This is a genomic window from Maritimimonas sp. 2210JD6-3 (assembly GCF_056591795.1).
Map to the genome: position 1 here is coordinate 107028 of NZ_JBWQOJ010000005.1, position 21813 is coordinate 128840.

Annotated in this window: 25 protein-coding genes; 10 read left to right on the top strand and 15 right to left on the bottom strand. The window is 32.4% G+C overall.

All coding sequences use genetic code 11. From position 1 onward, the window contains the following. Nucleotides 1-27 precede the first annotated feature (27 nt). Together AC1EUY_RS04280 and AC1EUY_RS04285 are read left to right on the top strand one after the other, a co-directional pair. On the top strand, nucleotides 28-948 hold the full coding sequence (locus AC1EUY_RS04280; protein ID WP_480194267.1) for a hypothetical protein: 921 nt from the start codon (nucleotides 28-30) through the stop codon (nucleotides 946-948). Nucleotides 949-1282: 334 nt separating this feature from the next. Further along, the gene (locus AC1EUY_RS04285; protein ID WP_480194268.1) at nucleotides 1283-2422 is read left to right on the top strand and encodes a DUF5929 domain-containing protein; all 1140 of its coding nucleotides are present in this window, start codon (nucleotides 1283-1285) and stop codon (nucleotides 2420-2422) included. Here the strand turns inward: AC1EUY_RS04285 and AC1EUY_RS04290 are convergent, their stop codons facing one another. After that, entirely contained in the window at nucleotides 2423-2830 is a 408-nt protein-coding gene (locus AC1EUY_RS04290) for a c-type cytochrome (protein WP_480194269.1), read from the bottom strand. It lies immediately after the preceding gene. 190 nt (nucleotides 2831-3020) lie between these two features. Between AC1EUY_RS04290 and AC1EUY_RS04295 the strand changes: the two genes are divergently transcribed. Further along, on the top strand, nucleotides 3021-3770 hold the full coding sequence (locus AC1EUY_RS04295; RefSeq protein WP_480194270.1) for an SDR family NAD(P)-dependent oxidoreductase: 750 nt from the start codon (nucleotides 3021-3023) through the stop codon (nucleotides 3768-3770). Nucleotides 3771-3979: 209 nt separating this feature from the next. Here the strand turns inward: AC1EUY_RS04295 and amaB are convergent, their stop codons facing one another. The 4 genes from amaB to AC1EUY_RS04315 all read right to left on the bottom strand — a co-directional run bounded on the left by amaB (nucleotide 3980) and on the right by AC1EUY_RS04315 (nucleotide 8032). After that, a complete protein-coding gene (amaB, locus tag AC1EUY_RS04300; RefSeq protein WP_480194271.1) occupies nucleotides 3980-5533 on the bottom strand; it encodes an L-piperidine-6-carboxylate dehydrogenase in 1554 nt (517 codons plus the stop codon). A gap of 139 nt (nucleotides 5534-5672) precedes the next feature. After that, on the bottom strand, nucleotides 5673-7055 hold the full coding sequence (locus AC1EUY_RS04305) for a hypothetical protein (RefSeq protein ID WP_480194272.1): 1383 nt from the start codon (nucleotides 7053-7055) through the stop codon (nucleotides 5673-5675). After that, nucleotides 7055-7606 carry an RNA polymerase sigma factor gene (locus tag AC1EUY_RS04310; RefSeq protein ID WP_480194273.1) on the bottom strand — a complete coding sequence of 184 codons (552 nt, stop codon included), beginning with the start codon at nucleotides 7604-7606 and terminating at the stop codon, nucleotides 7055-7057. Before AC1EUY_RS04310 ends, AC1EUY_RS04305 begins: the two co-directional genes overlap by 1 nt. 15 nt (nucleotides 7607-7621) lie before the next feature. Then, complete coding sequence (locus tag AC1EUY_RS04315) at nucleotides 7622-8032, bottom strand: hypothetical protein (RefSeq protein ID WP_480194274.1); 411 nt, start codon at nucleotides 8030-8032, stop codon at nucleotides 7622-7624. 78 nt (nucleotides 8033-8110) lie between these two features. Between AC1EUY_RS04315 and AC1EUY_RS04320 the strand changes: the two genes are divergently transcribed. Next, complete coding sequence (locus tag AC1EUY_RS04320; RefSeq protein WP_480194275.1) at nucleotides 8111-9085, top strand: LuxE/PaaK family acyltransferase; 975 nt, start codon at nucleotides 8111-8113, stop codon at nucleotides 9083-9085. Here AC1EUY_RS04320 and AC1EUY_RS04325 read toward each other — a convergent pair. Then, nucleotides 9082-9651 carry a hypothetical protein gene (locus AC1EUY_RS04325; RefSeq protein ID WP_480194276.1) on the bottom strand — a complete coding sequence of 190 codons (570 nt, stop codon included), beginning with the start codon at nucleotides 9649-9651 and terminating at the stop codon, nucleotides 9082-9084. The two genes, AC1EUY_RS04320 and AC1EUY_RS04325, sit on opposite strands and share 4 nt — an antisense overlap. A gap of 50 nt (nucleotides 9652-9701) precedes the next feature. Continuing rightward, nucleotides 9702-10364 carry a TetR/AcrR family transcriptional regulator gene (locus tag AC1EUY_RS04330; protein ID WP_480194277.1) on the bottom strand — a complete coding sequence of 221 codons (663 nt, stop codon included), beginning with the start codon at nucleotides 10362-10364 and terminating at the stop codon, nucleotides 9702-9704. A 378-nt stretch (nucleotides 10365-10742) separates the two neighbouring features. Here AC1EUY_RS04330 and AC1EUY_RS04335 point away from each other — a divergent pair, with 378 nt between their 5' ends. From AC1EUY_RS04335 to AC1EUY_RS04345, 3 genes are all read left to right on the top strand, one after another. Beyond that, a complete protein-coding gene (locus AC1EUY_RS04335) occupies nucleotides 10743-11192 on the top strand; it encodes a mycothiol transferase (protein WP_480194278.1) in 450 nt (149 codons plus the stop codon). 161 nt (nucleotides 11193-11353) lie between these two features. Further along, nucleotides 11354-11599: a DUF6364 family protein gene (locus AC1EUY_RS04340; RefSeq protein ID WP_480194279.1), complete on the top strand. Its 246-nt coding sequence runs from the start codon at nucleotides 11354-11356 to the stop codon at nucleotides 11597-11599. After that, nucleotides 11596-12009, top strand: a complete 414-nt coding sequence (locus AC1EUY_RS04345; protein WP_480194280.1) for a type II toxin-antitoxin system VapC family toxin — start codon at nucleotides 11596-11598, stop codon at nucleotides 12007-12009. Before AC1EUY_RS04340 ends, AC1EUY_RS04345 begins: the two co-directional genes overlap by 4 nt. A gap of 129 nt (nucleotides 12010-12138) precedes the next feature. Here AC1EUY_RS04345 and tyrS read toward each other — a convergent pair whose 3' ends face one another. After that, complete coding sequence (tyrS, locus tag AC1EUY_RS04350; RefSeq protein ID WP_480194281.1) at nucleotides 12139-13443, bottom strand: tyrosine--tRNA ligase; 1305 nt, start codon at nucleotides 13441-13443, stop codon at nucleotides 12139-12141. 76 nt (nucleotides 13444-13519) lie between these two features. Here tyrS and AC1EUY_RS04355 point away from each other — a divergent pair, with 76 nt between their 5' ends. Beyond that, nucleotides 13520-14542: an NAD-dependent epimerase/dehydratase family protein gene (locus AC1EUY_RS04355; protein ID WP_480194282.1), complete on the top strand. Its 1023-nt coding sequence runs from the start codon at nucleotides 13520-13522 to the stop codon at nucleotides 14540-14542. Here the strand turns inward: AC1EUY_RS04355 and AC1EUY_RS04360 are convergent. The 3 genes from AC1EUY_RS04360 to AC1EUY_RS04370 are packed head-to-tail and all read right to left on the bottom strand — an operon-like array spanning nucleotide 14529 to nucleotide 17076. Further along, on the bottom strand, nucleotides 14529-14984 hold the full coding sequence (locus AC1EUY_RS04360) for a DUF4296 domain-containing protein (protein WP_480194283.1): 456 nt from the start codon (nucleotides 14982-14984) through the stop codon (nucleotides 14529-14531). The two genes, AC1EUY_RS04355 and AC1EUY_RS04360, sit on opposite strands and share 14 nt — an antisense overlap. 25 nt (nucleotides 14985-15009) lie before the next feature. Then, nucleotides 15010-16347 (bottom strand): dihydroorotase, encoded by a 1338-nt coding sequence (locus AC1EUY_RS04365; protein WP_480194284.1) that lies wholly within the window; start codon nucleotides 16345-16347, stop codon nucleotides 15010-15012. A 3-nt stretch (nucleotides 16348-16350) separates the two neighbouring features. Then, nucleotides 16351-17076 (bottom strand): polyprenol monophosphomannose synthase, encoded by a 726-nt coding sequence (locus AC1EUY_RS04370; protein WP_480194285.1) that lies wholly within the window; start codon nucleotides 17074-17076, stop codon nucleotides 16351-16353. A 57-nt stretch (nucleotides 17077-17133) separates the two neighbouring features. Between AC1EUY_RS04370 and AC1EUY_RS04375 the strand changes: the two genes are divergently transcribed. After that, nucleotides 17134-17823: a DUF4271 domain-containing protein gene (locus AC1EUY_RS04375; protein WP_480194286.1), complete on the top strand. Its 690-nt coding sequence runs from the start codon at nucleotides 17134-17136 to the stop codon at nucleotides 17821-17823. 23 nt (nucleotides 17824-17846) lie between these two features. Next, complete coding sequence (locus AC1EUY_RS04380; RefSeq protein WP_480194287.1) at nucleotides 17847-18593, top strand: uroporphyrinogen-III synthase; 747 nt, start codon at nucleotides 17847-17849, stop codon at nucleotides 18591-18593. Nucleotides 18594-18823: 230 nt separating this feature from the next. On the opposite strand, the gene recA is transcribed toward AC1EUY_RS04380, so the two are convergent. From recA to AC1EUY_RS04400, 4 genes are all read right to left on the bottom strand, one after another. After that, a complete protein-coding gene (recA, locus tag AC1EUY_RS04385) occupies nucleotides 18824-19837 on the bottom strand; it encodes a recombinase RecA (protein ID WP_480194288.1) in 1014 nt (337 codons plus the stop codon). Nucleotides 19838-19900: 63 nt separating this feature from the next. Beyond that, nucleotides 19901-20350, bottom strand: coding sequence for a GNAT family N-acetyltransferase (locus AC1EUY_RS04390; protein WP_480194289.1), 450 nt, complete (start codon nucleotides 20348-20350; stop codon nucleotides 19901-19903). After that, nucleotides 20350-20781 carry a ribose 5-phosphate isomerase B gene (gene rpiB, locus AC1EUY_RS04395; protein WP_480194290.1) on the bottom strand — a complete coding sequence of 144 codons (432 nt, stop codon included), beginning with the start codon at nucleotides 20779-20781 and terminating at the stop codon, nucleotides 20350-20352. Before rpiB ends, AC1EUY_RS04390 begins: the two co-directional genes overlap by 1 nt. A 513-nt stretch (nucleotides 20782-21294) precedes the next feature. Further along, complete coding sequence (locus AC1EUY_RS04400; RefSeq protein ID WP_480194291.1) at nucleotides 21295-21468, bottom strand: hypothetical protein; 174 nt, start codon at nucleotides 21466-21468, stop codon at nucleotides 21295-21297. Nucleotides 21469-21813: the final 345 nt, after the last annotated feature.

The window sequence follows — 21813 nt, forward strand, 5'->3', positions numbered from 1 at the left end:
CTAACAGAAACTTTAAAATCTGTGCTTATGAAAGCTTTAAAATTACTTATAGGACTTTTTCTAACCTCAACCTTATTAAGTTCATGTGTAGTAGCCATCGGCGATGATATTATCGATGATACTATTTCATTAGAGCAGCTTGTTACTTCATACGATTTATGGTATGTAGATTACAACAGAACAACAGGTAGTGGTGACGTTCCTTTTTTATCTAAGGCTTTCACAATTTCTTTTCAAAATGGCCGTTTATATGCTAACAACAATTTGGTAGGTCTTGGAGCAACTGGAAACGGCTTGGGTTACCAAATTGGTTTTTATGATACTAGAAATGGTGTGCTAGAAATAGACCATAATGAAGATGGGTTCATTGACTTGCAAGTGGTTCAACTTTCGTCAGACGAAATTAAAATAATAGATACGTTTACAAATACTAGTTATTATTTATTAGGATATTTTAAAAGCAATTTTGATTATGACCAAGTTTTCTATGATAATATTGAATATTTCTTACAAGAATATGTTGCTTGGGAAAAATTTACAACGAATGCTGGTGAATCAAATGAGTTTGATTATGAAAACTTTTTAGAGTTTACACCTGATGGAAATACTAGCGTATTTAGATCTTCAGAAGATCAAAATGGCACGAATATTGATTTAATTAATTGGGATTACATCGGAGATTATGAAGTGTATGATGTAACTGGATATGATGATCTGAAAATTTTAACACTAGCTTATGATTTTTCAGACAATGAAGAGTTTGAGTTAACCGTTATAGATGATGGTAAAATAGAATTATACCATCCTAATTCTGGTACAACTTACGAATTTATAGGAAGAGGAAACATTCAATTTAAGAATGGAAATGGTGAAAAGAACGTAAGAAATACCAAGCGATTTAAAACAAATCGCAAATCAAAAACACGAAGTACTACTAAAAAAGTATAAAGATAAGGTTTGGTTAGTTGATTTTGGTTGATGTATTTCAACCAATGCCGCCTCAGTAACACGAGGCGGTTTTTTTATGTATAATTATTTTGATTATCCGTAAAGGGTCATAAAAGGTGTTCGTCAACCTGAACTTATTTCAGGTTCTCATTGTAAATACTTAATTTATTGAATGATGAGATTCCGAAATAAATTTGAAATGACGCTTTAAAATATGTTGATGACATAAAAGGGACATACAATAATTATTTCATAATAGAAAAAAATAGCGTATAATCTATCTAATAATTATCTTGCAAAAGATCCTCTTTACCTTATTGTAATTCCTACTAGTATGATCAATAAACGTCTTTTAATTAAAAACTTACTCGCCTTTAATGATGAGAACAGTTTTTATGATAAAAAGCTGCGTTTAGATTTTAGTTCTAAAGAAGGAAAAGCTAAATTTTTAAAACATGTTTGTGCGCTCTCGAACTCAAATCCTGAAAATAATTCATACATCATCGTAGGAGTTCAAGATAGAGGAAGCAAAATTATAGGTGTTGATTTTTTTGATGACAGTAAAATTCAAAATCTCATAAATGCCTACTTTATCAATCCTCCAAAAATTCAATACGAAAATGTTTCATTTCCTAGGCTTTCACGTCATAAAGTTGTTGGGTTAGTAACGATTCATCCTATCAATGAAGTTACATCTTTAAAGAAAACAATCTGGAAATATCCTCGAGATACGATATTTCAACGAGTAGGTAGTAACTCTATGCCTGCAAATTCTTTTTTTGAACTTAAAAGTACGAATAAGTCGATTGTAGAGGCTATTGAAAGAAATGCTACCAATAACATAGAATTAACTTTGCATGGCGTATTTGACTTTATAAATTCACATGCTAGCGAATTAAACCCACAATACAAAGTCTTTAAAGACAAGTTTGTGGTTTGTTGGGCGGGTTTACCTGAAAAAATAAATGGTGATGTTTATTTTTCGAGAGTTGATATCGCTTTAATTAACGAACAGGTACGATTATTCTATTCAGCACTAGATTTGGTTAAGATAAATTACAACGAGCAATCTTTTATCATTACAGAGTATATTCAATTAGGAATTCAACCCGATTTTAAACAATATCCATTAGAGAAAACAATTATACACTTTAAAGATAATGGCACCCATGATATTGCCACAGAATTACTTTTTGAGCCACCAGAATTTGATCCTGTTGTGCTAAAACATCTATACAATAGTAATAATACTATTGTAGAAAAGCTTAAAAAAGGATTAGCTATTTCAAAAAATGAAACAAAAGACCTACAACATCTACCTACAACCTACCTTATTTGTGCTTTAAGCGGATTTGATGGCGCCAAAAACAAATTACAGGATGCAAAGCCTTTCTTAAGAAAATTAGAGGATAAAACAGCGTATATAAAGTTTAAGGATGTATTACGGGTGCTTAGAAAATTGAAATACAATTAATTAATTGTCGTCTAACGTTCTCACATAGTTTAGCACGTCCCAACGCTCTGCTTCAGAGAGAATGGGCTCCCATTTTATCATCGCATTTCTACCTTTAGAAACCTTCCAAAAGAGTTCACCGTCTGTTTGATTTTGTACTTCTGCCGAGGTTAGATTTTGAGGTTTGGGATTTAAGGCTTTTCCTCCAGCACCATTACCAAGACCTTCAGGTCCATGGCATATCATGCAGCGCGTCTTAAAGATACGTTTTCCCTTGTTTGCAGAGACCATTCTATCAATTTTCGCCACAGGATTTTTAATTGCTTTTGCTTCTTCTGGAGCTTTCCAACGATCTTCTTGTAGATTAAAGTTTAGAAAACCAAAAGATATCAAACAAACCAAGGTTATAATTAGTAGTTGTTTTTTCATATTTTCTGTCTTAATTTTCAGGTAGTTACTACCCTTAATTACCCTCTAATAAACAATTTCCATACCAATTAGGGAAGATAAATATAAAAATCACTTTCAGTAAAAACGACATTTTTATATTTTTATTCTCATACTGTTAATTTTTTTGCTGTCAAATTCCCTAAATTTAAAGCAAATAAAACTTGAGATTATGAGTAAAACAGCATTAATTACAGGTGCTACAAGCGGTATTGGTTGGGCTACAGCTGAAGAATTTGCTAAGCACAATATTAATCTAATTCTTTGTGGACGTAGGCAGGATCGATTGGATCTTTTAAAAGCCAATCTGGCTGAAAAAGTTAGAGTACACACTTTAAATTTTGATGTTAGTAATCGAGAAGATGTCTTAAAAAGTATTTCTTCGTTGCCTCAAAACTTTAAGAATATTGATATTTTAATTAATAATGCTGGAAATGCACATGGCTTAGATTTTATTCAAGATGGAAGTTTAGATGATTGGGATGCAATGTTAGACAGTAATGTGAAAGGATTGTTATATGTGAGTAAAGCTGTAATTCTGGGTATGATTGAGCAGCAAAGTGGTCATATTATCAACATAGGTTCTTTGGCAGGAAAAGAGGTATATCCTAAAGGAAATGTCTATTGTGGCAGTAAATACGCAGTAGATGCCATTACCAAAGGGATGCGAATTGATCTAAACACACATGGTATTAAGGTGGGTGCTATAAACCCTGGACTCGTAGAAACTGAATTCTCTGAAGTACGTTTTAAAGGTGATGCTATAGCAGATACTGTTTATACAGGATATGAGGCCTTACAAGCTAAAGATATTGCCGAAATCATATATTTTGCTGTTTCGAGACCTCAACATGTAAATATTGCAGATCTATTGGTACTCCCCAATGCGCAGGCAAATAGTGTAACCGTGAAAAAAGAATAGGAAATTTCCTTATAAAAAACAGGGTTTTTCCTATTGATTTTACGCAACCTTTTTAAAATATTTGTATCATAATTTTAGTTGACAAACATCAGCTACACCATATAACCTTGTTTCTCCCATACAGTTTGGCATTGAGACAGGGTTTTTTAATTTAAAAAAGCCCTCAATTATAAGGGCTTTGATAGTTAAAGTTGTTCAGTAAATTACTACTAAAGATCAAATTTTATACCTTGTGCTAATGGCAACTCAGTTGTGTAATTAATTGTATTGGTTTGACGCCTCATATAGATCTTCCAGGCATCAGAACCCGATTCTCTACCGCCTCCTGTTTCTTTTTCACCACCAAAAGCTCCGCCAATTTCAGCACCAGAAGTTCCGATATTTACATTCGCAATACCGCAATCTGATCCTTGAACAGATAAAAAACATTCAGCTTCTCGTAAATTATTCGTCATAATTGCCGATGATAAACCTTGAGCAACTTCATTTTGTATATCAATTGCATTCTCAACACCACCCGAATATTTTAGTAAGTATAAAACAGGGGCAAATGTTTCATGTTGTACAATTTTATAATGTGGTTGTGCCTCGGCAATAGCTGGTTTTACATAGCAACCACTTTCGTAACCTTCGCCAGATAATACACCTCCTTCAACCACAATATTTCCTCCTTCTTCTACCACCTGATGTAAAGCCTTCTTATACATAGCTACTGCATCGGTATCAATTAATGGTCCGACATGATTATTTTCGTCTAGCGGATTACCAATACGCAATTGTTTATATGCATCTACCACTGCATCTTTTACTTTATCATAAATAGACTCGTGAATAATTAAACGACGTGTTGATGTACAACGCTGCCCACACGTTCCAACAGCGCCAAATACAGCACCAATAACAGTCATTTTTATATCAGCATCTGGCGTTACTATAATTGCATTATTCCCTCCTAGTTCTAATAATGTCTTTCCTAAACGCCCAGCGACTTCTTTTGCTACTATTTTTCCCATTCTCGTTGATCCTGTTGCAGATACTAAAGGTACTCGTGTATCTTTAGTCATCATTTCACCCACGCGATAATCACCATTAATTAAGCAAGAAATACCTTCTGGTAAATTATTTTCAGCAAATACCTCCGCTGCAATATTTTGACATGCTACACCGCAAACTGGCGCTTTTTCACTAGGCTTCCAAATACAAACATCACCACAAACCCATGCTAAAGCAGTATTCCAAGACCAAACAGCTACTGGAAAATTAAATGCAGAGATAATTCCAACGACTCCTAGCGGGTGATATTGTTCGTACATTCTATGTCCTGGACGTTCAGAATGCATTGTAAGACCATGTAACTGACGCGATAAACCCACAGCAAAATCGCAGATATCAATCATTTCTTGAACTTCCCCAAGACCTTCTTGATATGATTTTCCCATTTCATAGGATACTAACTTCCCAAGGGCTTCTTTTTTCTCTCTTAACTTCTCACCAAACTGACGAACAATTTCTCCTCGCTGCGGTGCAGGCATCGTTCTCCAAGTTTTAAAAGCTTTTGTTGCTGCCAGCATTGTTTTTTCATAATCTTCTTGTGTCGATGCTTTTACTTTTGCGATTAATTGTCCATCTACAGGCGAATACGATTCAATAATTTCTCCATTAGAGAACCAATTAGATCCTGTTGAGGTTCCTTCATTTACAGCAGAAACACCTAATTGCTGTAGGGCTTCTTTTATTCCGAAATCAGTTGCTACTGCTTCCATATATTTTAATTTATGTGGTTATTAAATTTTTACTGTACGAAAGTACAAATAATTAGCTGCTATTTTAAAACAAAATAGCCGAACCCTTAAGAGTTCGGCTATTTGCATATTTGGTAACCAACCAAATATAATTAACCAACTAAAACCTAAAATTCAATCCGGTGTAAACACCAAGAAAGTATGGTTTGAATCCGCCATTATTTTCAGAAAATGTGTTTAATTGATATTTAAACATTGGCGAAACATTTATAAACATTTTATTATTTATCTTATAATCTACATCAAGTCCTACGTTTGTACTAAAGTTTACATTATTGATATTCGTAGCTTGCCCTAGACTGACTTTCGAACCCTGAGTTCCATTCAATGAAATACTATTATTATTTAAAATATAGGTGCTGACACCTCCAACCAAATTTACTCCTAACTTCGTTTTTGTCAACGCATACTTCACTTCTAGAGGAACCTCAACATAACTTATAGATTGTTCTAAATCACCTTCTAGGGTTACGGCAGCACCTCTACTGGCAACAGCAGAATCAAAAGATTGCGATTGGCTATTCGATACTGCTATCGTATTTGAACCACTAATGTTAGTTCGCTCGGTTAAATTGCTTGAAAAACTCAACTGATCTGAAAATACGAAAGCTGTTACTTGCCTAGTACTGTAAGAAAGATCAACAGAACTCACGCCTGATTGTATAGATAGGCGATCGTTCACTATATAATTTACCTTTAAACCATAAGATAATGTAGTATTTGCCTTTTTGGTGTTGCCTTGAAGTGCATTACTTACGGGTGACCCGTTACCAAATGTATTATATTGTATAGGAGCGATCATAGGACCAACATACCATTTGTTTTGTTTAACTTTAGCGATGCCTTCTTTGTTATCGAGATTATCTTCAATTGCCTGCGCTATATCTTCTTTTGTAAGCCCTCCCGCACTATTATCAGCAACCTTTGTAGTTTCCTCTTTCTTTATTTGCTGAGACCTGCCTTCGTTTCTAAAGTTTATACTTTCTTCATTTTTCTCTTCTAACTTTTGTGATTGATTTTCGGCAAAAGTGCTATTCGCTCGTAGATTTTCTTCTGTACTTTCTACTGTATTTGTAATTGAGCGTGTTGAGCGATCTGAATTTTTTGTCCTGTTATTGCTACTGTTTTTTATTGTTTTCTGAATTTCATTTGAAAGTGTATTTATTTCTTTATTGGTCTTTGTAACCACTGTTTCATCACTTTCATCAAACTGAGTTTCTTGTTTCGTTGTATCATCAGTTGTTATTTCTATTGGCGTGTCTTTAATAGTATCGGTATTGCTGTTATACCAAAATACTGAACTTACAAGCAGAAGAAGAACCGCTGCCACACTACCATAAGGTATCGACAACGGAATAACTCTTCTTTTTTTCTTTTTCACTAATTGGTTTTCAATGGAACTCCAGACTTCGGGTTGTGGTTGTAACTCAAAGTCTTTTAACTTCTCTTGAAATAATCTATCAATATGTTTCTTCTCCTCCATTATTCAGAAACTTTATTTCGCCTTTTATTTTTAGTAACTTCTTCTAATTTTCCTTTTAAAATCATTCGTGCTCTAGATAAATTCGATTTTGAGGTTCCTTCAGAGATCTCTAGCATCTCAGCAATTTCACGATGCGAATATCCGTCAAGCACATACAAATTAAATACCAATCGATACCTATTTGGTAACTTTTGAATAATCTGTAATAAAAAATCTAAAGAAATGTTGTCTTCATCTTCAATAGATACATCTACAGTATCTGGAATCTCTTCGGTGATTAAATTCAACACATTCTTTTCTCTATATTTCTGTAAAGCTGTATTAATTACAATACGCTTTAACCATCCTTCGAAAGATCCTTTAGACTTATATTGTTCAATCTTATTAAAGATCGTTATAAAGCCATCTTGTAAATTGTCTTGAGCTTCTTGATAGTTCTTAGAATATTTTAAACATAGCGCAAAGAGCTTACCTGCAAAGAGCTGGTAAATCTCTGATTGAGCTTTGATATCTCTTTTTTTACATTTCTCTATGAGTTTCTCTAAACTCATTAACTATATGGCTCTTTATTTGTTCACTACCACAGGCACTATAATCTCTTCAAAAATATTTTCTCCGCTTTCGTCTTGCCCTTTCCAAAATCTAAAGATATAATCTTCGGTTTTATTAACTATTACTTCAAATGTACTTTCTTGTTCTATAATCGCCTGAGTGCAAGGATCATTCGTAACCGATGTATTTACTGCAACTGTTGTAGTATTGCCATCTTCTTGAAGAAGCATATTGAAATAAGTATGACACCCGCTTGGCAAGTCATACTTTACCATTATAGTAGGTCTGCTATTTAATTGAAAACTATCAGGAACGATCGCCTCCTTTACAGGTAATGTTTCAAAAGCAATATTCGATCCATCATCTTCAAGACTACACGATGCAAAAGTTAAAACTAGTATTAATAGCAAAACAATTTTCTTCATAATTCTTTATTTGTGCTTTTAATAGATGTTTAAATTTAAAAAGGTTGCGCTTAATAATACTATTTTTGCTTATGAAAAATGAGTGAAAATATATTTAACATACAAAGAGAAGCGCACTTTAAAGAAATTTCTCTAAAGGTTTTTAGACATCAATTTGAGCATAATGCTGTATATCGCTCTTTTTGTGATTTACTTAATATTTATTATAGCGATGTCACAGAAATATCTCAGATTCCTTTTTTGCCAATTCAGTTTTTCAAAACACATAAGGTACTCTCTTCAAAAGCTCCTATTGAAACTATTTTTACAAGTTCAGGTACAACAGGAGCTATTACGAGCAAACATTATGTTTCTGATACTTCTTTTTATGAAAAAAGTTATCTTGACGGATTTTCACATTTTTATGGCAACATTGAAGATTATAGCATATTAGCGCTGCTGCCAAATTATTTAGAACGTAAAGGATCATCTTTGGTCTATATGGTAAATGATCTTGTAAAAAGGTCTAAGCACTCTAAAAGTGGGTTTTTTCTTGACGATTATAAAACGTTATCGGAAACTCTAATTACTCTTGATAAAGCTGGTAAAAAAACTATTTTAATTGGTGTGTCTTTTGCGCTGCTTGATCTTATTAAGAATCACACTTTTAATCTCAAGCATACCATTGTGATGGAAACGGGTGGTATGAAAGGAAGAAGAAAAGAAATGATTAGAAGTGAACTTCATCAACTGCTTAAAAAGGGATTCGGAGTAACGTCAATTCACTCAGAATATGGTATGACGGAATTACTAAGTCAAGCATATTCTAAAGGTAATGGTTTGTTTGAGTGCCCCCCATGGATGAAAATACTTACACGTGATACAGAGGATGCTTTATCTATTTTAACAACGTCAAAAACTGGTGGTATCAACGTAATTGATCTTGCCAACTACAATTCTTGTTCATTTATTGCCACACAAGATCTTGGTAAGGTCTACAAAAATGGCGCTTTTGAAGTATTGGGTAGATTTGACCACTCTGATGTTAGAGGGTGTAATTTAATGGTGGTCTAATCGATCGTAATTGTTTTTTTATCTTGTTCTTTTAGCATTGCTTCAAGGTAATTATTCGTATTTATATACTCTATTCGTAAAGCTCTAAGATACTTTATTACTTTATCTCGGTTTTTATAATCTGGTTTTAAACAGTCATTCATATCAGCATCAGACACTAGAAGTGATATATACCAATGTCCTCTTCTGGTAGTATAAGTATCTTCTAGCATAGGATCCATTCCTTTATTTTGTAGTGCGGCATCAAACAAAAAAGGTATGAAATTTATAGTCTGCGTAACTTTTTCACTTTCATAAAACGACAATGTGTACTCTTTTTCGTCTATAAAAAAGGGAACATTATCTTCTACTAATTGATGGTTCAAGTCATATTTAGTGTTTACAAAGTGGTAAAATTCATCAGCATTTTTAGGGTCTTTAAAAATAAGTGCATAACGTTTAGGCAGGTTGCGCTTAAATCTTTTGGCAATTTTTATTTTATCTCCATTTTTTATTTTAGGAGCTATTTGTATAGGAATACACGAAAGAATGAGTAGCCCAAAAAGTAGTGACACTATAGACTTCATGAGTTAGTTTTTATTTTCAACTAACATCAATTACTATACCAAGTACTTTATTAAGCCGCCGAACTATCTTCTAAACAATATCTTTTTTGCTCTTGCTCTTCTTTGGAAGGTTTTAAAGTGTCTAAATAGTTTCTAAACTGTTCAACATAATTAAAAAACAGCGCCTTATTATTCGTTGTTCGCTTAAGTGTTCTAACCCCTTCTAATGAATTGATGATAAACTCAGCTACTGGTTCGGTATTGATATGTCTAGCGAGGTATCCGTCATCAATTCCTCTGTAAAGTAAGTTAATAATAGCTACTTTCCATTGATTCATAATCTCTCGCAGCTGCGCTTGCAATTCATATTCACTACGCTCATAACTCAATGTTACAATAAAGTTGGTAAGCGGACTTCCTAAGTTTTGATCTAAAGATTCATCGTTTATCAATTTATCTTGCAATAAATCTGTTAAAATAAATGTAGGGTTTCCTCTTTTACTAATAGGCTCTATAAACTCACTATGAATTTCTTTTTCAACGCGCTCGTTAATAATTACTTTAACAAAATGATGTTTATTTTCGAAATGATAATAAAAAGCTCCTTTAGTTAAATTTACTTCTTTAATAATAAGGTCAATGCTCACAGCATGATACCCATACATGTTAATTAATTCGTAGCCTTTATCTATTAATTTCTGTCGTGTTAGTTTTCTTTTAATTTCTTGGGTCATGGCTTTCGAGTTTTAGGGATTTATATATAAAACAACTGTATAACTTATTTTCCTACGTTTTAGTATACATACGGTATAGTCTAATTGAAATCTATTGGTTAGTCAATTTAATTTTCTAATTATCAATTTTTTAGTATAAAATAAAACGCATTATTATACTGCTTAGTATGTTTACGATATGTAAAGGTCAAGAATTATTTAACAAAACTTTGCCCTTTAAATACTATTTATCAACTTACTTTTGAATTAAAATCTCGACATATGAAACCTTCTTTTTTAAACCAATTTTGTCTACTTATTTTACTAATATCTGTTAGCATTTGTAGTGGTCAGAACACAATTAAACCAAAAAAAGGGTTTTCACCTCAAATAGGAACTATGGTTGCAATGCTAGAAGATTTAAAAGTGCGTGTTACGAGAAGTGTAGAAAATCTAGACCAAAAGGGCACAGATTTTCTACTAGATGCTGAAGCCAATAGAATAGGCGCTATGATATTGCATTTGGCTGCCACAGAAAAATATTATCAAGTCTATACCTTCGAAAATAGAAGTTTTAATAAAGAAGAGGCTACGATTTGGGAAACTCCATTAAGTCTTGGTGCTAACGCTCGACAAACATATGTGGGAAAACCGATAAGTCATTATTTAAAGATTTGGGATGATGTAAGAGAAGAAACCTTACGTCTTTTAAAAACAAAGGATGATGCTTGGTTTGCTAAAAAGACTGCTAGAGGAAGTATGAATAATCATTGGGTCTGGTATCATGTAATGGAGCATCAAGCAAATCATATGGGGCAAATACGCATGATTGCGAAGCGTGTACCATGATATTTTAGTTTGTTTCTTAACGAATTTTCCTCAAACTTCGCTTATCAGCCACTAAACGGAATTAAAACTCCGCCAAGCTTAATGTTGGCAACAAGCAAAAAAATCGAGATAAAATTTAATTTACGTGATAAATTATTAAATTTGTACGTAAATTAAATTTAATGGACAAAAAACTCACATTAAGTCTCGACAAAACGATTATCGAAAGTGCTAAAGATTATGCAAAATCGAATAATATTAGTCTATCTAAACTTATCGAATCGTATTTAGCGACACTTACTAAACAAAAAAGAAATTCAGCGAAAATCACACCTCTCGTAGAAAGCTTAAGCGGAGTAATTTCGCTTGACAAACATTTTGATGTAAAAGATGCTTATACGGATTATTTAATTGAAAAATATAAATGAGCAGATTATTGATTGACACGAACATCGTTATAGATTTGCTCTCGAAAAGAGATAAATTCTACGACGAGGCTGCTGATTTGTTCTCTCGTGCGGATAAAAAAGAGTTAGAAGTAACTATTTCATCCTTAACTTTTGCGAACACGAACTATATTCTTTCAAAACTTAAATCTGCAAAGGAAGCAAGAGAAATATTGAGAAAATTTAAAGTTCTTGTTGAGCTGTTAAGTTTAGACGATAAGATTACAGAATTAGCTTTGAGTGATGATAATTTTCCAGATTTTGAAGACGGATTGCAGTATTATTCCGCTATGGAAAATCAAATAGACATAATTATTACGCGAAATAAAAAGGATTTTAAAAACTCGAAAATCCCTGTATTAACTGCGAAAGAATTTTTAGCTCGAGAATAATGCCAGTGGCTAATAAAGATGTACATAAAAAATAGCGCAAGTCATTGTTAACACTAAGGTTTGGGTATTTTTGGAAAGTAACAGCTTATTTTCAGTGCTACTTTTCATATACGAGACCTATAAGCGAACTTAGGCTACTTTTAATAAAAAATAACTTTTCTTCCCTCGTTGTAATAGCACATATTTATTGGCAATTAAATCATTAGAAGTAATCAAATAATCTTCACTTACTTTCTCTTTATTTACTGATATTGCATTCTCTTTTAATGCTCTACGAGCCTCTCCGTTAGAATTTAAAAAATTGGTTTTTGCGGCAAGTGCAGCGATCATGTCTAATCCGTTTTCAATATCAGCGCTTGTTACCGATGCTTGAGGCACACCTTCAAACACCTCTAAAAATGTTTCTTCGTCTAAACTTTTTAAATCTTCGCCCGTTGATTTACCAAACAAAATGTTTGAGGCTATAATAGCTCTATCAAGTGCTTCTTTGTTATGAACAAAAGTTGTTACTTCTTCGGCTAATCTTCTTTGTAAAATGCGCATGTGCGGTGCTTCCTCATGCTCAGCAATCAAAACAGCTATGGTCTCCTTGTCTAAAAAGGTGAATATCTTAATATACTTTTCGGCATCCTCGTCTGAAGTGTTTAACCAAAATTGATAGAACTTATATACCGAGGTTTTGTCTGCATCTAGCCATATATTACCTCCTTCAGATTTTCCAAACTTAGAGCCGTCTGCTTTTGTAATTAATGGGCATGTCATCGCATAGGCCTTGGCTTCTTCAGGAGCATTCATTCTACGAACGAGTTCCGTTCCAGTTGTGATATTTCCCCATTGGTCTGAACCACCCATCTGCAACATACAATTGTATTCTTTATGTAAATGATAAAAATCGTACCCTTGAATTAATTGATAGGTAAATTCGGTAAAGCTCATCCCAGCACTAGAATCACCCGAGATGCGCTTTTTTACAGAGTCTTTAGCCATCATATAATTTACGGTGATGCGTTTACCCACATCTCGCGCAAAATCAATAAATGAAAAGCCTTTCATCCAGTCATAATTATTTACCAATAGCGGAGCGTTTTTATCGCTTGAATCGAAATCTAAGAAACGAGCTAGTGTATTTTTAATACCCTCAACGTTTTTAGCTAGCGTTTCTTCATTTAGTAAATTACGTTCATCAGATTTTCCAGACGGATCTCCTATCATGCCTGTTGCACCACCTACCAAAGCAATGGGTTTATGTCCTGCTTTTTCGATATGAACCAATAATATAATCGGTACCAAGCTACCAATATGCAGTGAATCAGATGTAGGGTCAAAGCCAATATACGCCGTGGTCATTTCCTTTTGCAGCTGTTCTTCTGTGCCTGGCATCATATCATGTATCATTCCGCGCCAGCGTAATTCTTCAACTAAATTTTTGGTCATCTTCATAATTTTACGCAAAGATATATTTATAGCAACAAACACAAAAGACAAAGTCAAAAAAGACTACATTCGTTATATGATTTTGGTTACTGGAGGTACAGGTTTGGTGGGTTCACATTTATTATATCAGCTTTCGCTGGAAAATGATACTATTGTAGCCATACACAGAAAATCAAGTAACTTAAATGCTGTTAAAACTGTTTTTAGTTACTACACAAACGATGTCGAACTTCTTTTTGATAAGATTATATGGATAGAAGCAGATATTATTGATATTTCAACATTGCAAAGTGTGTTTCAAAAGGATATTTCGCAAGTATATCACTGTGCGGCCATGGTTTCTTTTAATCCTAAAGATTATCAAACACTTCGAAAAGTAAATATTGAAGGCACAGCTAATATTGTAAATCTATGTTTAGAAAATAATGTGAATAAGCTATGCTATGTAAGCTCAATAGCAACCCTTGATGAAGTTCCCAATAAAAAATTTGTTGATGAAGACAATGAATGGAACCCAGAATTAAAACATCATGGTTATGCAATCTCAAAATATGGTGCCGAAATAGAAGTCTGGCGCGGCTCTCAAGAAGGGTTAGCTGTAGTAATCGTAAATCCAGGCGTAATATTAGGTGCTGGTTTTTGGAATACGGGCTCCAGTAAACTTTTTTCAACTATCGCCAACGGTTTCAAGTATTATACAGAAGGTATTACGGGTTTTGTTGGCGTACTAGACGTTGTAACTACAATGTTACTTTTAATGAAGAGCACTATTAAAAATGAGCGGTATGTTCTGGTTGCAGAAAATAGCTCTTTTAAAACTGTTTTCTTTCAAATAGCCGATGCTTTAGGTGTAAAAAGACCCTCAGTAAAAGTATCTCGGTTTATGAGTGAGTTGGCCTGGCGTTTTGCTTTTATAAAAAGTGCAATTACGGGTAATGAGCCTCTGCTTACAAAACATGCTGCGCGTTCGGGACATCATAAAACCTATTATAATGCAAGTAAAGTAATCGATACCTTAAATATTTCTTTTGTATCCATATCTGAAACCATAAAAAAAATTGGTGAGAGGTTTAAGAACGAAAATGTTATTCGACAGTAGGCGTTTGTTTTCTTTCTATATTGTTTTTTAAATCTATATCAATCTCTTTTGATTTTTCTCTTTGCTTCTCACGAACTCTTCTGAGTGAGTCTCTTTTGTAGATAGGAAGGTTTGGGTCTATCCCTGCCATTTCAGGGTCATATCGATCTCTAATTTTTCGAATATTAATTTCTACTTGCTTAAACATTTTTTCATAGTCTTCTACACGTGACGTATAATAGACATTACTTCTCATAAATCTCACGCTATCTATTTGATATTTATCTCTAATAATTGGCAGATAATTAACTTTTTGTAGTGTTTTTTTATTCTTAATACTAGAGGCACTATTTGCAATATAAATATCTGTCCAAAGCGCAATCATCTGGTTTTCTGAAATAAGATCGTCTGGTTTTTTATAGATCGTTCTACTTGTGCAAGAAAAAATTACAAGAACTAACAATATGGATATAAAATATTTCAAAAAGCTATCTATTAAATGTTATTCTTTTACCCTTTACTTCATCATTGAATAATCCTTTATGATACATTAAATGGCCATTTACAAAAGTATGCGTAATTGTTGAATGAAACGTTGTTCCTTCAAAAGGAGACCACCCACACTTATAGAGTATATTTTCTCTAGAAACGATTTGTTTTCTGGTAAGATCAACCAAAACCATATCAGCAAAATATCCTTCTTTTATAAATCCGCGTTTTTCAATTTGAAATAACTTTGCTGGGTTATGACACATTTTTTCAACTAGTTTTTCAAGAGAAATTATACCTTGTCGATACGCCTCTAACATAGCAGGTAACGCATGTTGTACTAACGGACCACCACTTGGTGCTTTCGTATATTGCTGCGCTTTTTCCTCTAGTGTATGAGGTGCATGGTCTGTAGCCAACACATCTATTCGATCATCTAAAAGCGCTTCCCATAACCCCTTTTTATCCTCTTTCGTTTTCACCGCGGGATTCCATTTAATATGTGTGCCTTTTGTTTTATAGAAAGAATCATCAAACCATAAATGATGTGTACAAACCTCTGCGGTAATTTGTTTTTCCTCTAATGGTATATCATTACGAAACAACGCAGTTTCTTTTGCTGTTGATAAATGAAAGACATGCAATCGTGCTCCAGTTTCTTTTGCTAAAGCAATTGCTTTAGATGAAGATAAATAACATGCATCTTCACTTCTTATTTTCGGGTGTAATTCTATGGGGATGTCATCTCCATATTCTTCTATTGCTTCGGCTAAGTTATCACGGATAGTTTCCTCATCTTCACAGTGTACAGCTATAATCATTTTTGTTGACGAAAATATCTTTCGTAATACCTCTTCATTATCAACCAACATGTTTCCAGTAGAAGATCCTAAAAATAATTTAATGGCCGCAACTTTTTTAGGATCGGTTTTTAATAGCTCCTCTAAGTTGTCATTCGTGCCACCAAACATAAAAGAATAGTTTGCATAGGATGTTTCTTTTGCAATTTGAAATTTCTCTTCGAGTAGCTCTTGCGTTGTTGCTTGCGGAACCGTGTTAGGCATTTCTATAAATGTAGTGATTCCTCCAGCTACAGCTGCTCTACTTTCTGTAGCAATAGTCGCCTTGTGTGTTAAGCCTGGTTCTCTAAAATGTACTTGGTCGTCTATAACGCCTGGCATCAATAATTTATCTGTAGCATCAATAATTAAAGCATCATCTTCAGATAGGTTTTTCCCTATTGTCTTAATGTGATTTTCTTCGATAAGAACATCTGCCTCATACATCGTTCCTTCATTAACAATATTGGCGTTTCTTATAAGTGTTTTAATGTGCATTTTTTATTTTTTAGGCAATCCGCTTAAGCGCATTTTTATAACGCCAAATACTGCTTCATTTATAATTTTACCATTCATTTTAGAAGTTCCATATTTTCTATCAGTAAAAATTACTGGGACTTCTTTAATCTTAAATCCGTGCTTCCATGCTTTAAATTTTAGTTCTATTTGAAAAGCATATCCAACGAATTTAATCTTTTCTAGCTGAATGGTTTCTAAAACCTTCCGCTTATAGCAAACAAAACCAGCTGTAGTGTCGTTTACTGGAATTTGTGTGATAAACCATACATATTTTGAAGCAAAATATGAAAGTAATAACCGTTTAATATCCCAATTTACTACATTGATTTTATTATCAACATATCTAGAACCTACAGAAAGGTCATTTCCGTCAATAGCACATGCGTTATACAGCCGAATGAGGTCTTTTGGGTTATGAGAAAAATCAGCATCCATTTCAATTATGTACTCATATTCTCTTTTTAATGCCCACTTGAAGCCGTGAATGTAAGCGGCTCCTAAACCCTCTTTTTTTTTACGTATTTCTAAAAAAAGTTTTTCGCTAAATTCATTTTGTAACTTTTTAACTATCTCAAAAGTTTTGTCGGGAGAATTGTCGTCAACAACCAGAATATGAAAAACTTTATCTTGAGAAAAAACAGCTCTTATTATCTTCTCAATAGTGTCTTTCTCATTATAGGTAGGAATAATTACAAGTGTATCTTGCATTAATTTTTTTTTGAAAGCCAAAGATAAAACTTTTAATTACTAATTTTGTGTTAAGAAATGATCTTACAATTCTTTAATTTTTTTCTGTTAGATGCTACTGAGCGATTGTTTTTCACGAAAGACTGGATTACAATTGTACTTATTATCATTTTTACACTTTTCGTTGTTTCAAAACTTAATAGTGGCGATCGCTTTTATAACTTATTATCATTAGTTTATTCTAAAAATTATTTGATTCGATATCAAAAACAAGTTCCGTTATTAATCAATTCATTTCATATTTCGTTTGCTATTATACAAGTATTGACGTTTTCATTGGTTGTTTTTGTTGGTGTAAGAGCATTTAATACCGTTGCCAGAGAGTTAGAACTTACTTTTTTCTTATCGATTCTTGCTGGTGTATTTATGTTCTTTGTACTTCGTTTTTTTGCTGGTAAGTTATTAGCAATATTATTTGACAAAGAAAAAGAGTTTGAATACATTACTTATTTAAAAATGAGCTATTTAAGTAATTTTTGTTTACTTATTTATCCTGTATTATTAGTTGCTATTTATGCCAAATACGATTCTGTTCAGTATTCATTTTTTGTATTAATTATCTCTGCTATTGTCTTGTTATTCTATTACTTGCTAATAGTTAATAATAACCAAAAATCAATTTTACGTAGATTGTTTTATTTTATTTTGTACCTTTGCGCACTTGAAATAGCGCCTATAATTCTGTTATACAAGCTATTCATTGTGTAAAACTAGAATAACGAACGAAGCGTATGAAAGTAAAAACCATTTTAGTTTCTCAACCTGCACCTAGCAAAGACAAACCATCACCGTATTTTAATTTATCTGAAAAGCAAAAAGTAAAAATTGATTTTAGATCATTTATACATGTTGAAGGGGAAAGTGCAAGAGAAGTAAGAAATCAAAAAATTGATTTTTCAAATTTTACTGCTGTAATTTTTACAAGTAGAAATGCTGTAGATAATTATTTCAGGTTAGCTGAAGAAATGCGTTATAAAGTACCAGATGATATGAAATATTTCTGCCAGTCTGAAGCTGTTGCTTATTACTTACAGAAATATGTAGTATATAGAAAGCGAAAGATTTATGTTGGTGAACGTACATTTCAAGATTTAGTGAAGCAAATTAAGAAGCATAAAGAAGAACAGTTTTTATTACCTTCATCAGATAAACTGAAGCCTATTATTCCTGAAATCTTAAATGATTTAGGTGTTAACTGGAAACGTGCTATTATGTATAGAACCGTAGTAAGTGATCTTTCTGATTTAAAGAATGTTTATTATGATGTTTTAGTATTTTTTAGTCCTTCTGGTATTGAGTCTTTATTTAAGAATTTCCCTGATTTTGAGCAGAATAATACGAGAATAGCTGTTTTTGGTAACACTACCGTTAAGGCTGTAGAAGAAAGAGGTTTACGTGTTGATATCGCAGCGCCAACACCAGATACACCTTCTATGACAATGGCATTAGAAAAATATATTAAAGAAGTAAATAGATAATTTTACTTACAATTCGTAAAAAAACCACCAAAATTTTGGTGGTTTTTTTTTGATCGAAAAGAATTCTCCGCATGCTTGCATCGGGGTATCCGTTGAAATTGTCATTCCGTGAAAACGGGAATCTAAATAATAGGATTTCGGTTTGACCCTGAGGTCAAAATGAAACCAGCGAAATACCCCTTAGATTGCTCTGGGGTATTTAGTAAAAATTATGTTTTAAAAAATAAGCTTTAAACTTCTTCAGGAGCATTAATAGCTTCAATAATCTTAGTTTCTAATTCTTCTGCTAAATCAGGATTGTCTTTTATTAATGATTTCACAGCGTCTCTACCTTGCCCAAGTTTTGTTTCTCCGTAGCTAAACCAAGACCCACTTTTTTTAATGATCCCATAATCTACACCTAGATCTATAATCTCTCCTACTTTAGAAATTCCTTCGCCATACATAATATCAAATTCTGCTGTTTGAAATGGTGGAGCAACTTTATTCTTCACTACTTTTACCTTGGTACTATTACCCATTACTCTATCTCCGTCTTTAATTTGTGTTCTGCGTCGAATATCTAATCGAACCGAAGCGTAGAATTTTAATGCATTTCCTCCCGTTGTCGTTTCTGGATTACCAAACATTACACCTATTTTTTCACGTAGTTGATTAATGAAAATGACCGTACAATTTGTTTTACTAATAGTGCCTGTAAGTTTGCGTAATGCCTGAGACATTAGCCTTGCATGAAGGCCCATTTTAGAATCTCCCATTTCTCCCTCTATCTCACTTTTAGGAGTTAAAGCTGCAACAGAATCAATTACAACAATATCAATAGCACCAGAACGTATTAAGTTATCAGCTATCTCTAATGCTTGTTCACCATGATCGGGTTGAGAGATGATTAACTCACCTAAATCTACTCCTAATTTTTCTGCATAAAAACGATCAAAAGCATGTTCTGCGTCTATAAATGCCGCAATTCCTCCTGCTTTTTGTGCTTCGGCAATAGCGTGTAATGTTAATGTAGTTTTTCCTGAAGATTCAGGCCCATAAATTTCTATAACCCTTCCTCTAGGATACCCACCTACACCTAACGCTATATCTAAACCTAAAGAACCTGATGGAATTGCATCTATATCTTCTGTTACGTCATCACCTAACCTCATTACAGAACCTTTACCATAGGTTTTATCTAATTTATCTAAAGTAAGTTGTAGTGCTTTTAGTTTAGCTGATTTTTCTTTGTCTTCTGCCATAATTTCGTAATGAATCGTTTTAAAAATAAGAGAGGCTAAGGTACAAAAAAGAAGTAGAAAAAATTATGATTTCAACATATCTATATGCGGAAGACCATCTTCTAAATATTCATCACTAATCTGTTTAAAAATAAAACTTTCGTAGAAGTTTTTAAGATATGTTTGAGCACTTATTTTAATTACAGAAGTCTTAAAATTTTCCTCAATAGCACGTAGTGTTTTCTCTATGAGTGTATATCCTATTTTTTTATTTCTATACTCTTTATCTACTACTACTCTACCAAAAGACGCTTCCTTAAAATAATCGTTTGGTTTAAAAGCTCTGGCATAAGCTACTATTTTTGTTGGGTGTTTATCTGCTATAGCAAAAATATGTAACGCTTTTTCATCTTTACCATCTAACTCACTATACACACAATCTTGTTCTACAACAAATACATCAATTCTAAGTTTTAATATTTGATGAAATTCTTCTAAGTTAAGCTCATTAAAATTCTTACAATACCATTGCATTAAGTACATGCTATTTTAGCTACTCTATTTTGATGACGACCTCCTTCAAAATCTGTTGCTAAGAAAATATCTACAAAAGCTAACGCTTGATGTAATGAAACAAAGCGAGCAGGAATACTTAATATATTCGCATTATTATGTTGTCTTGCCAGTGCTACCAATTCATTATTCCAACAAAGTGCAGCACGTATTTTTTGATGTTTATTAGCAGTCATTTGTGCACCGTTACCACTACCGCATATAATAATACCAAAATCTACTTCTTTATTTTCTACAGCGTTAGCAACAGGATGTATAAAATCAGGATAATCTACACTACTTTCATTATCCGTTCCAAAATTAGTTATCTTATATCCTTTGTTTTCTAAAAATCGTACAATTGCCGATTTATACTCAGTACCTGCATGGTCATTACCAATTGCTATTTTCATTATAATCAGTTTGTATTGAAACAAAAATAAAATAAATACCTATTTATAAACATAAAAAATACAAATTGTTCATCAATATTGATAAAATATTTAAAATCAATTCAATAAGCAAACTCTAAATTTGTTAATAAAAAAAGATTGATTACAAAAAATAAATTTGTCTATTAAAATCATTCTCTTGTATGGAAAAATAAAGTATAAATTCAAAATTTATTTGTAAGAATTTTAATATTGTTTACTAACATTAAAATGAGTTGTTCTTAACAAAAAATACAATTTAAATATTAAGTATTTTGGTTAATAATTATTATTAACCAAGTGTTAATAGAAAGTATAGTTTATCTGATAATTAGTATATTATCTATTTTAAAAATGTTAATAGGTGTTGGTTATTTTTTAAAAGTAAAAACACAAAATATTTTTTAGATAAATTATTTAACAAATTAACAAGCTATAATACACAACAAAATATTTTTAAAATTTTAGAAAGAAAAATAATATTAATTATAATTGTTAAAAAGATGCTTTTACAACCTTAGAAGTATTTCTAAGTATCTTTATAGAAATATGAGATGTTACTTCTTTAGTTTCTTTATTTAATTGTTCTTGTATTACTAAATATGATGCTAAGAAGCCCAAGAAAAAAACAATTAAAAATGCTATAAGTATTTTATAAAACTTTTTCATTCAGAATTTAAGTTCTTTATAATATAGACTGCTTTTTATGTACTTTGTTACATTTTTTTTAAGATTTTTTTAAGAAAACTTTAGCTTATGGTTGTAAACTAACTATATGTAATAGTTTATTATTTTGATTATCTGTAGAGAGTCATAAAAGGTGTTCGTCAACCTGAACTTGTTTCAGGTTCTCATTGTAAATACTTGATTTATTGAATGATGAGATTTCGAAATAAATTCGGAATGACACTTTAAAAATATACTTATGACATAAAACGGACATATTATATAATTATATACTCAAGTTATTTAAACTTTTTTGATTGTCTAAAAAATTTCTTAGAGTTTTTTATT

Bases quoted from the DNA above. Each gene is read 5' to 3' on its own strand.
- AC1EUY_RS04280 (WP_480194267.1), top strand. From the start codon at position 28: ATGAAAGCTTTAAAATTACTTATAGGACTTTTTCTAACCTCAACCTTA.
- AC1EUY_RS04285 (WP_480194268.1), top strand. From the start codon at position 1,283: ATGATCAATAAACGTCTTTTAATTAAAAACTTACTCGCCTTTAATGAT.
- AC1EUY_RS04290 (WP_480194269.1), bottom strand. From the start codon at position 2,830: ATGAAAAAACAACTACTAATTATAACCTTGGTTTGTTTGATATCTTTT.
- AC1EUY_RS04295 (WP_480194270.1), top strand. From the start codon at position 3,021: ATGAGTAAAACAGCATTAATTACAGGTGCTACAAGCGGTATTGGTTGG.
- amaB (WP_480194271.1), bottom strand. From the start codon at position 5,533: ATGGAAGCAGTAGCAACTGATTTCGGAATAAAAGAAGCCCTACAGCAA.
- AC1EUY_RS04305 (WP_480194272.1), bottom strand. From the start codon at position 7,055: ATGGAGGAGAAGAAACATATTGATAGATTATTTCAAGAGAAGTTAAAA.
- AC1EUY_RS04310 (WP_480194273.1), bottom strand. From the start codon at position 7,606: ATGAGTTTAGAGAAACTCATAGAGAAATGTAAAAAAAGAGATATCAAA.
- AC1EUY_RS04315 (WP_480194274.1), bottom strand. From the start codon at position 8,032: ATGAAGAAAATTGTTTTGCTATTAATACTAGTTTTAACTTTTGCATCG.
- AC1EUY_RS04320 (WP_480194275.1), top strand. From the start codon at position 8,111: ATGAGTGAAAATATATTTAACATACAAAGAGAAGCGCACTTTAAAGAA.
- AC1EUY_RS04325 (WP_480194276.1), bottom strand. From the start codon at position 9,651: ATGAAGTCTATAGTGTCACTACTTTTTGGGCTACTCATTCTTTCGTGT.
- AC1EUY_RS04330 (WP_480194277.1), bottom strand. From the start codon at position 10,364: ATGACCCAAGAAATTAAAAGAAAACTAACACGACAGAAATTAATAGAT.
- AC1EUY_RS04335 (WP_480194278.1), top strand. From the start codon at position 10,743: ATGGTTGCAATGCTAGAAGATTTAAAAGTGCGTGTTACGAGAAGTGTA.
- AC1EUY_RS04340 (WP_480194279.1), top strand. From the start codon at position 11,354: ATGGACAAAAAACTCACATTAAGTCTCGACAAAACGATTATCGAAAGT.
- AC1EUY_RS04345 (WP_480194280.1), top strand. From the start codon at position 11,596: ATGAGCAGATTATTGATTGACACGAACATCGTTATAGATTTGCTCTCG.
- tyrS (WP_480194281.1), bottom strand. From the start codon at position 13,443: ATGACCAAAAATTTAGTTGAAGAATTACGCTGGCGCGGAATGATACAT.
- AC1EUY_RS04355 (WP_480194282.1), top strand. From the start codon at position 13,520: ATGATTTTGGTTACTGGAGGTACAGGTTTGGTGGGTTCACATTTATTA.
- AC1EUY_RS04365 (WP_480194284.1), bottom strand. From the start codon at position 16,347: ATGCACATTAAAACACTTATAAGAAACGCCAATATTGTTAATGAAGGA.
- AC1EUY_RS04370 (WP_480194285.1), bottom strand. From the start codon at position 17,076: ATGCAAGATACACTTGTAATTATTCCTACCTATAATGAGAAAGACACT.
- AC1EUY_RS04375 (WP_480194286.1), top strand. From the start codon at position 17,134: ATGATCTTACAATTCTTTAATTTTTTTCTGTTAGATGCTACTGAGCGA.
- AC1EUY_RS04380 (WP_480194287.1), top strand. From the start codon at position 17,847: ATGAAAGTAAAAACCATTTTAGTTTCTCAACCTGCACCTAGCAAAGAC.
- recA (WP_480194288.1), bottom strand. From the start codon at position 19,837: ATGGCAGAAGACAAAGAAAAATCAGCTAAACTAAAAGCACTACAACTT.
- AC1EUY_RS04390 (WP_480194289.1), bottom strand. From the start codon at position 20,350: ATGCAATGGTATTGTAAGAATTTTAATGAGCTTAACTTAGAAGAATTT.
- rpiB (WP_480194290.1), bottom strand. From the start codon at position 20,781: ATGAAAATAGCAATTGGTAATGACCATGCAGGTACTGAGTATAAATCG.
- AC1EUY_RS04400 (WP_480194291.1), bottom strand. From the start codon at position 21,468: ATGAAAAAGTTTTATAAAATACTTATAGCATTTTTAATTGTTTTTTTC.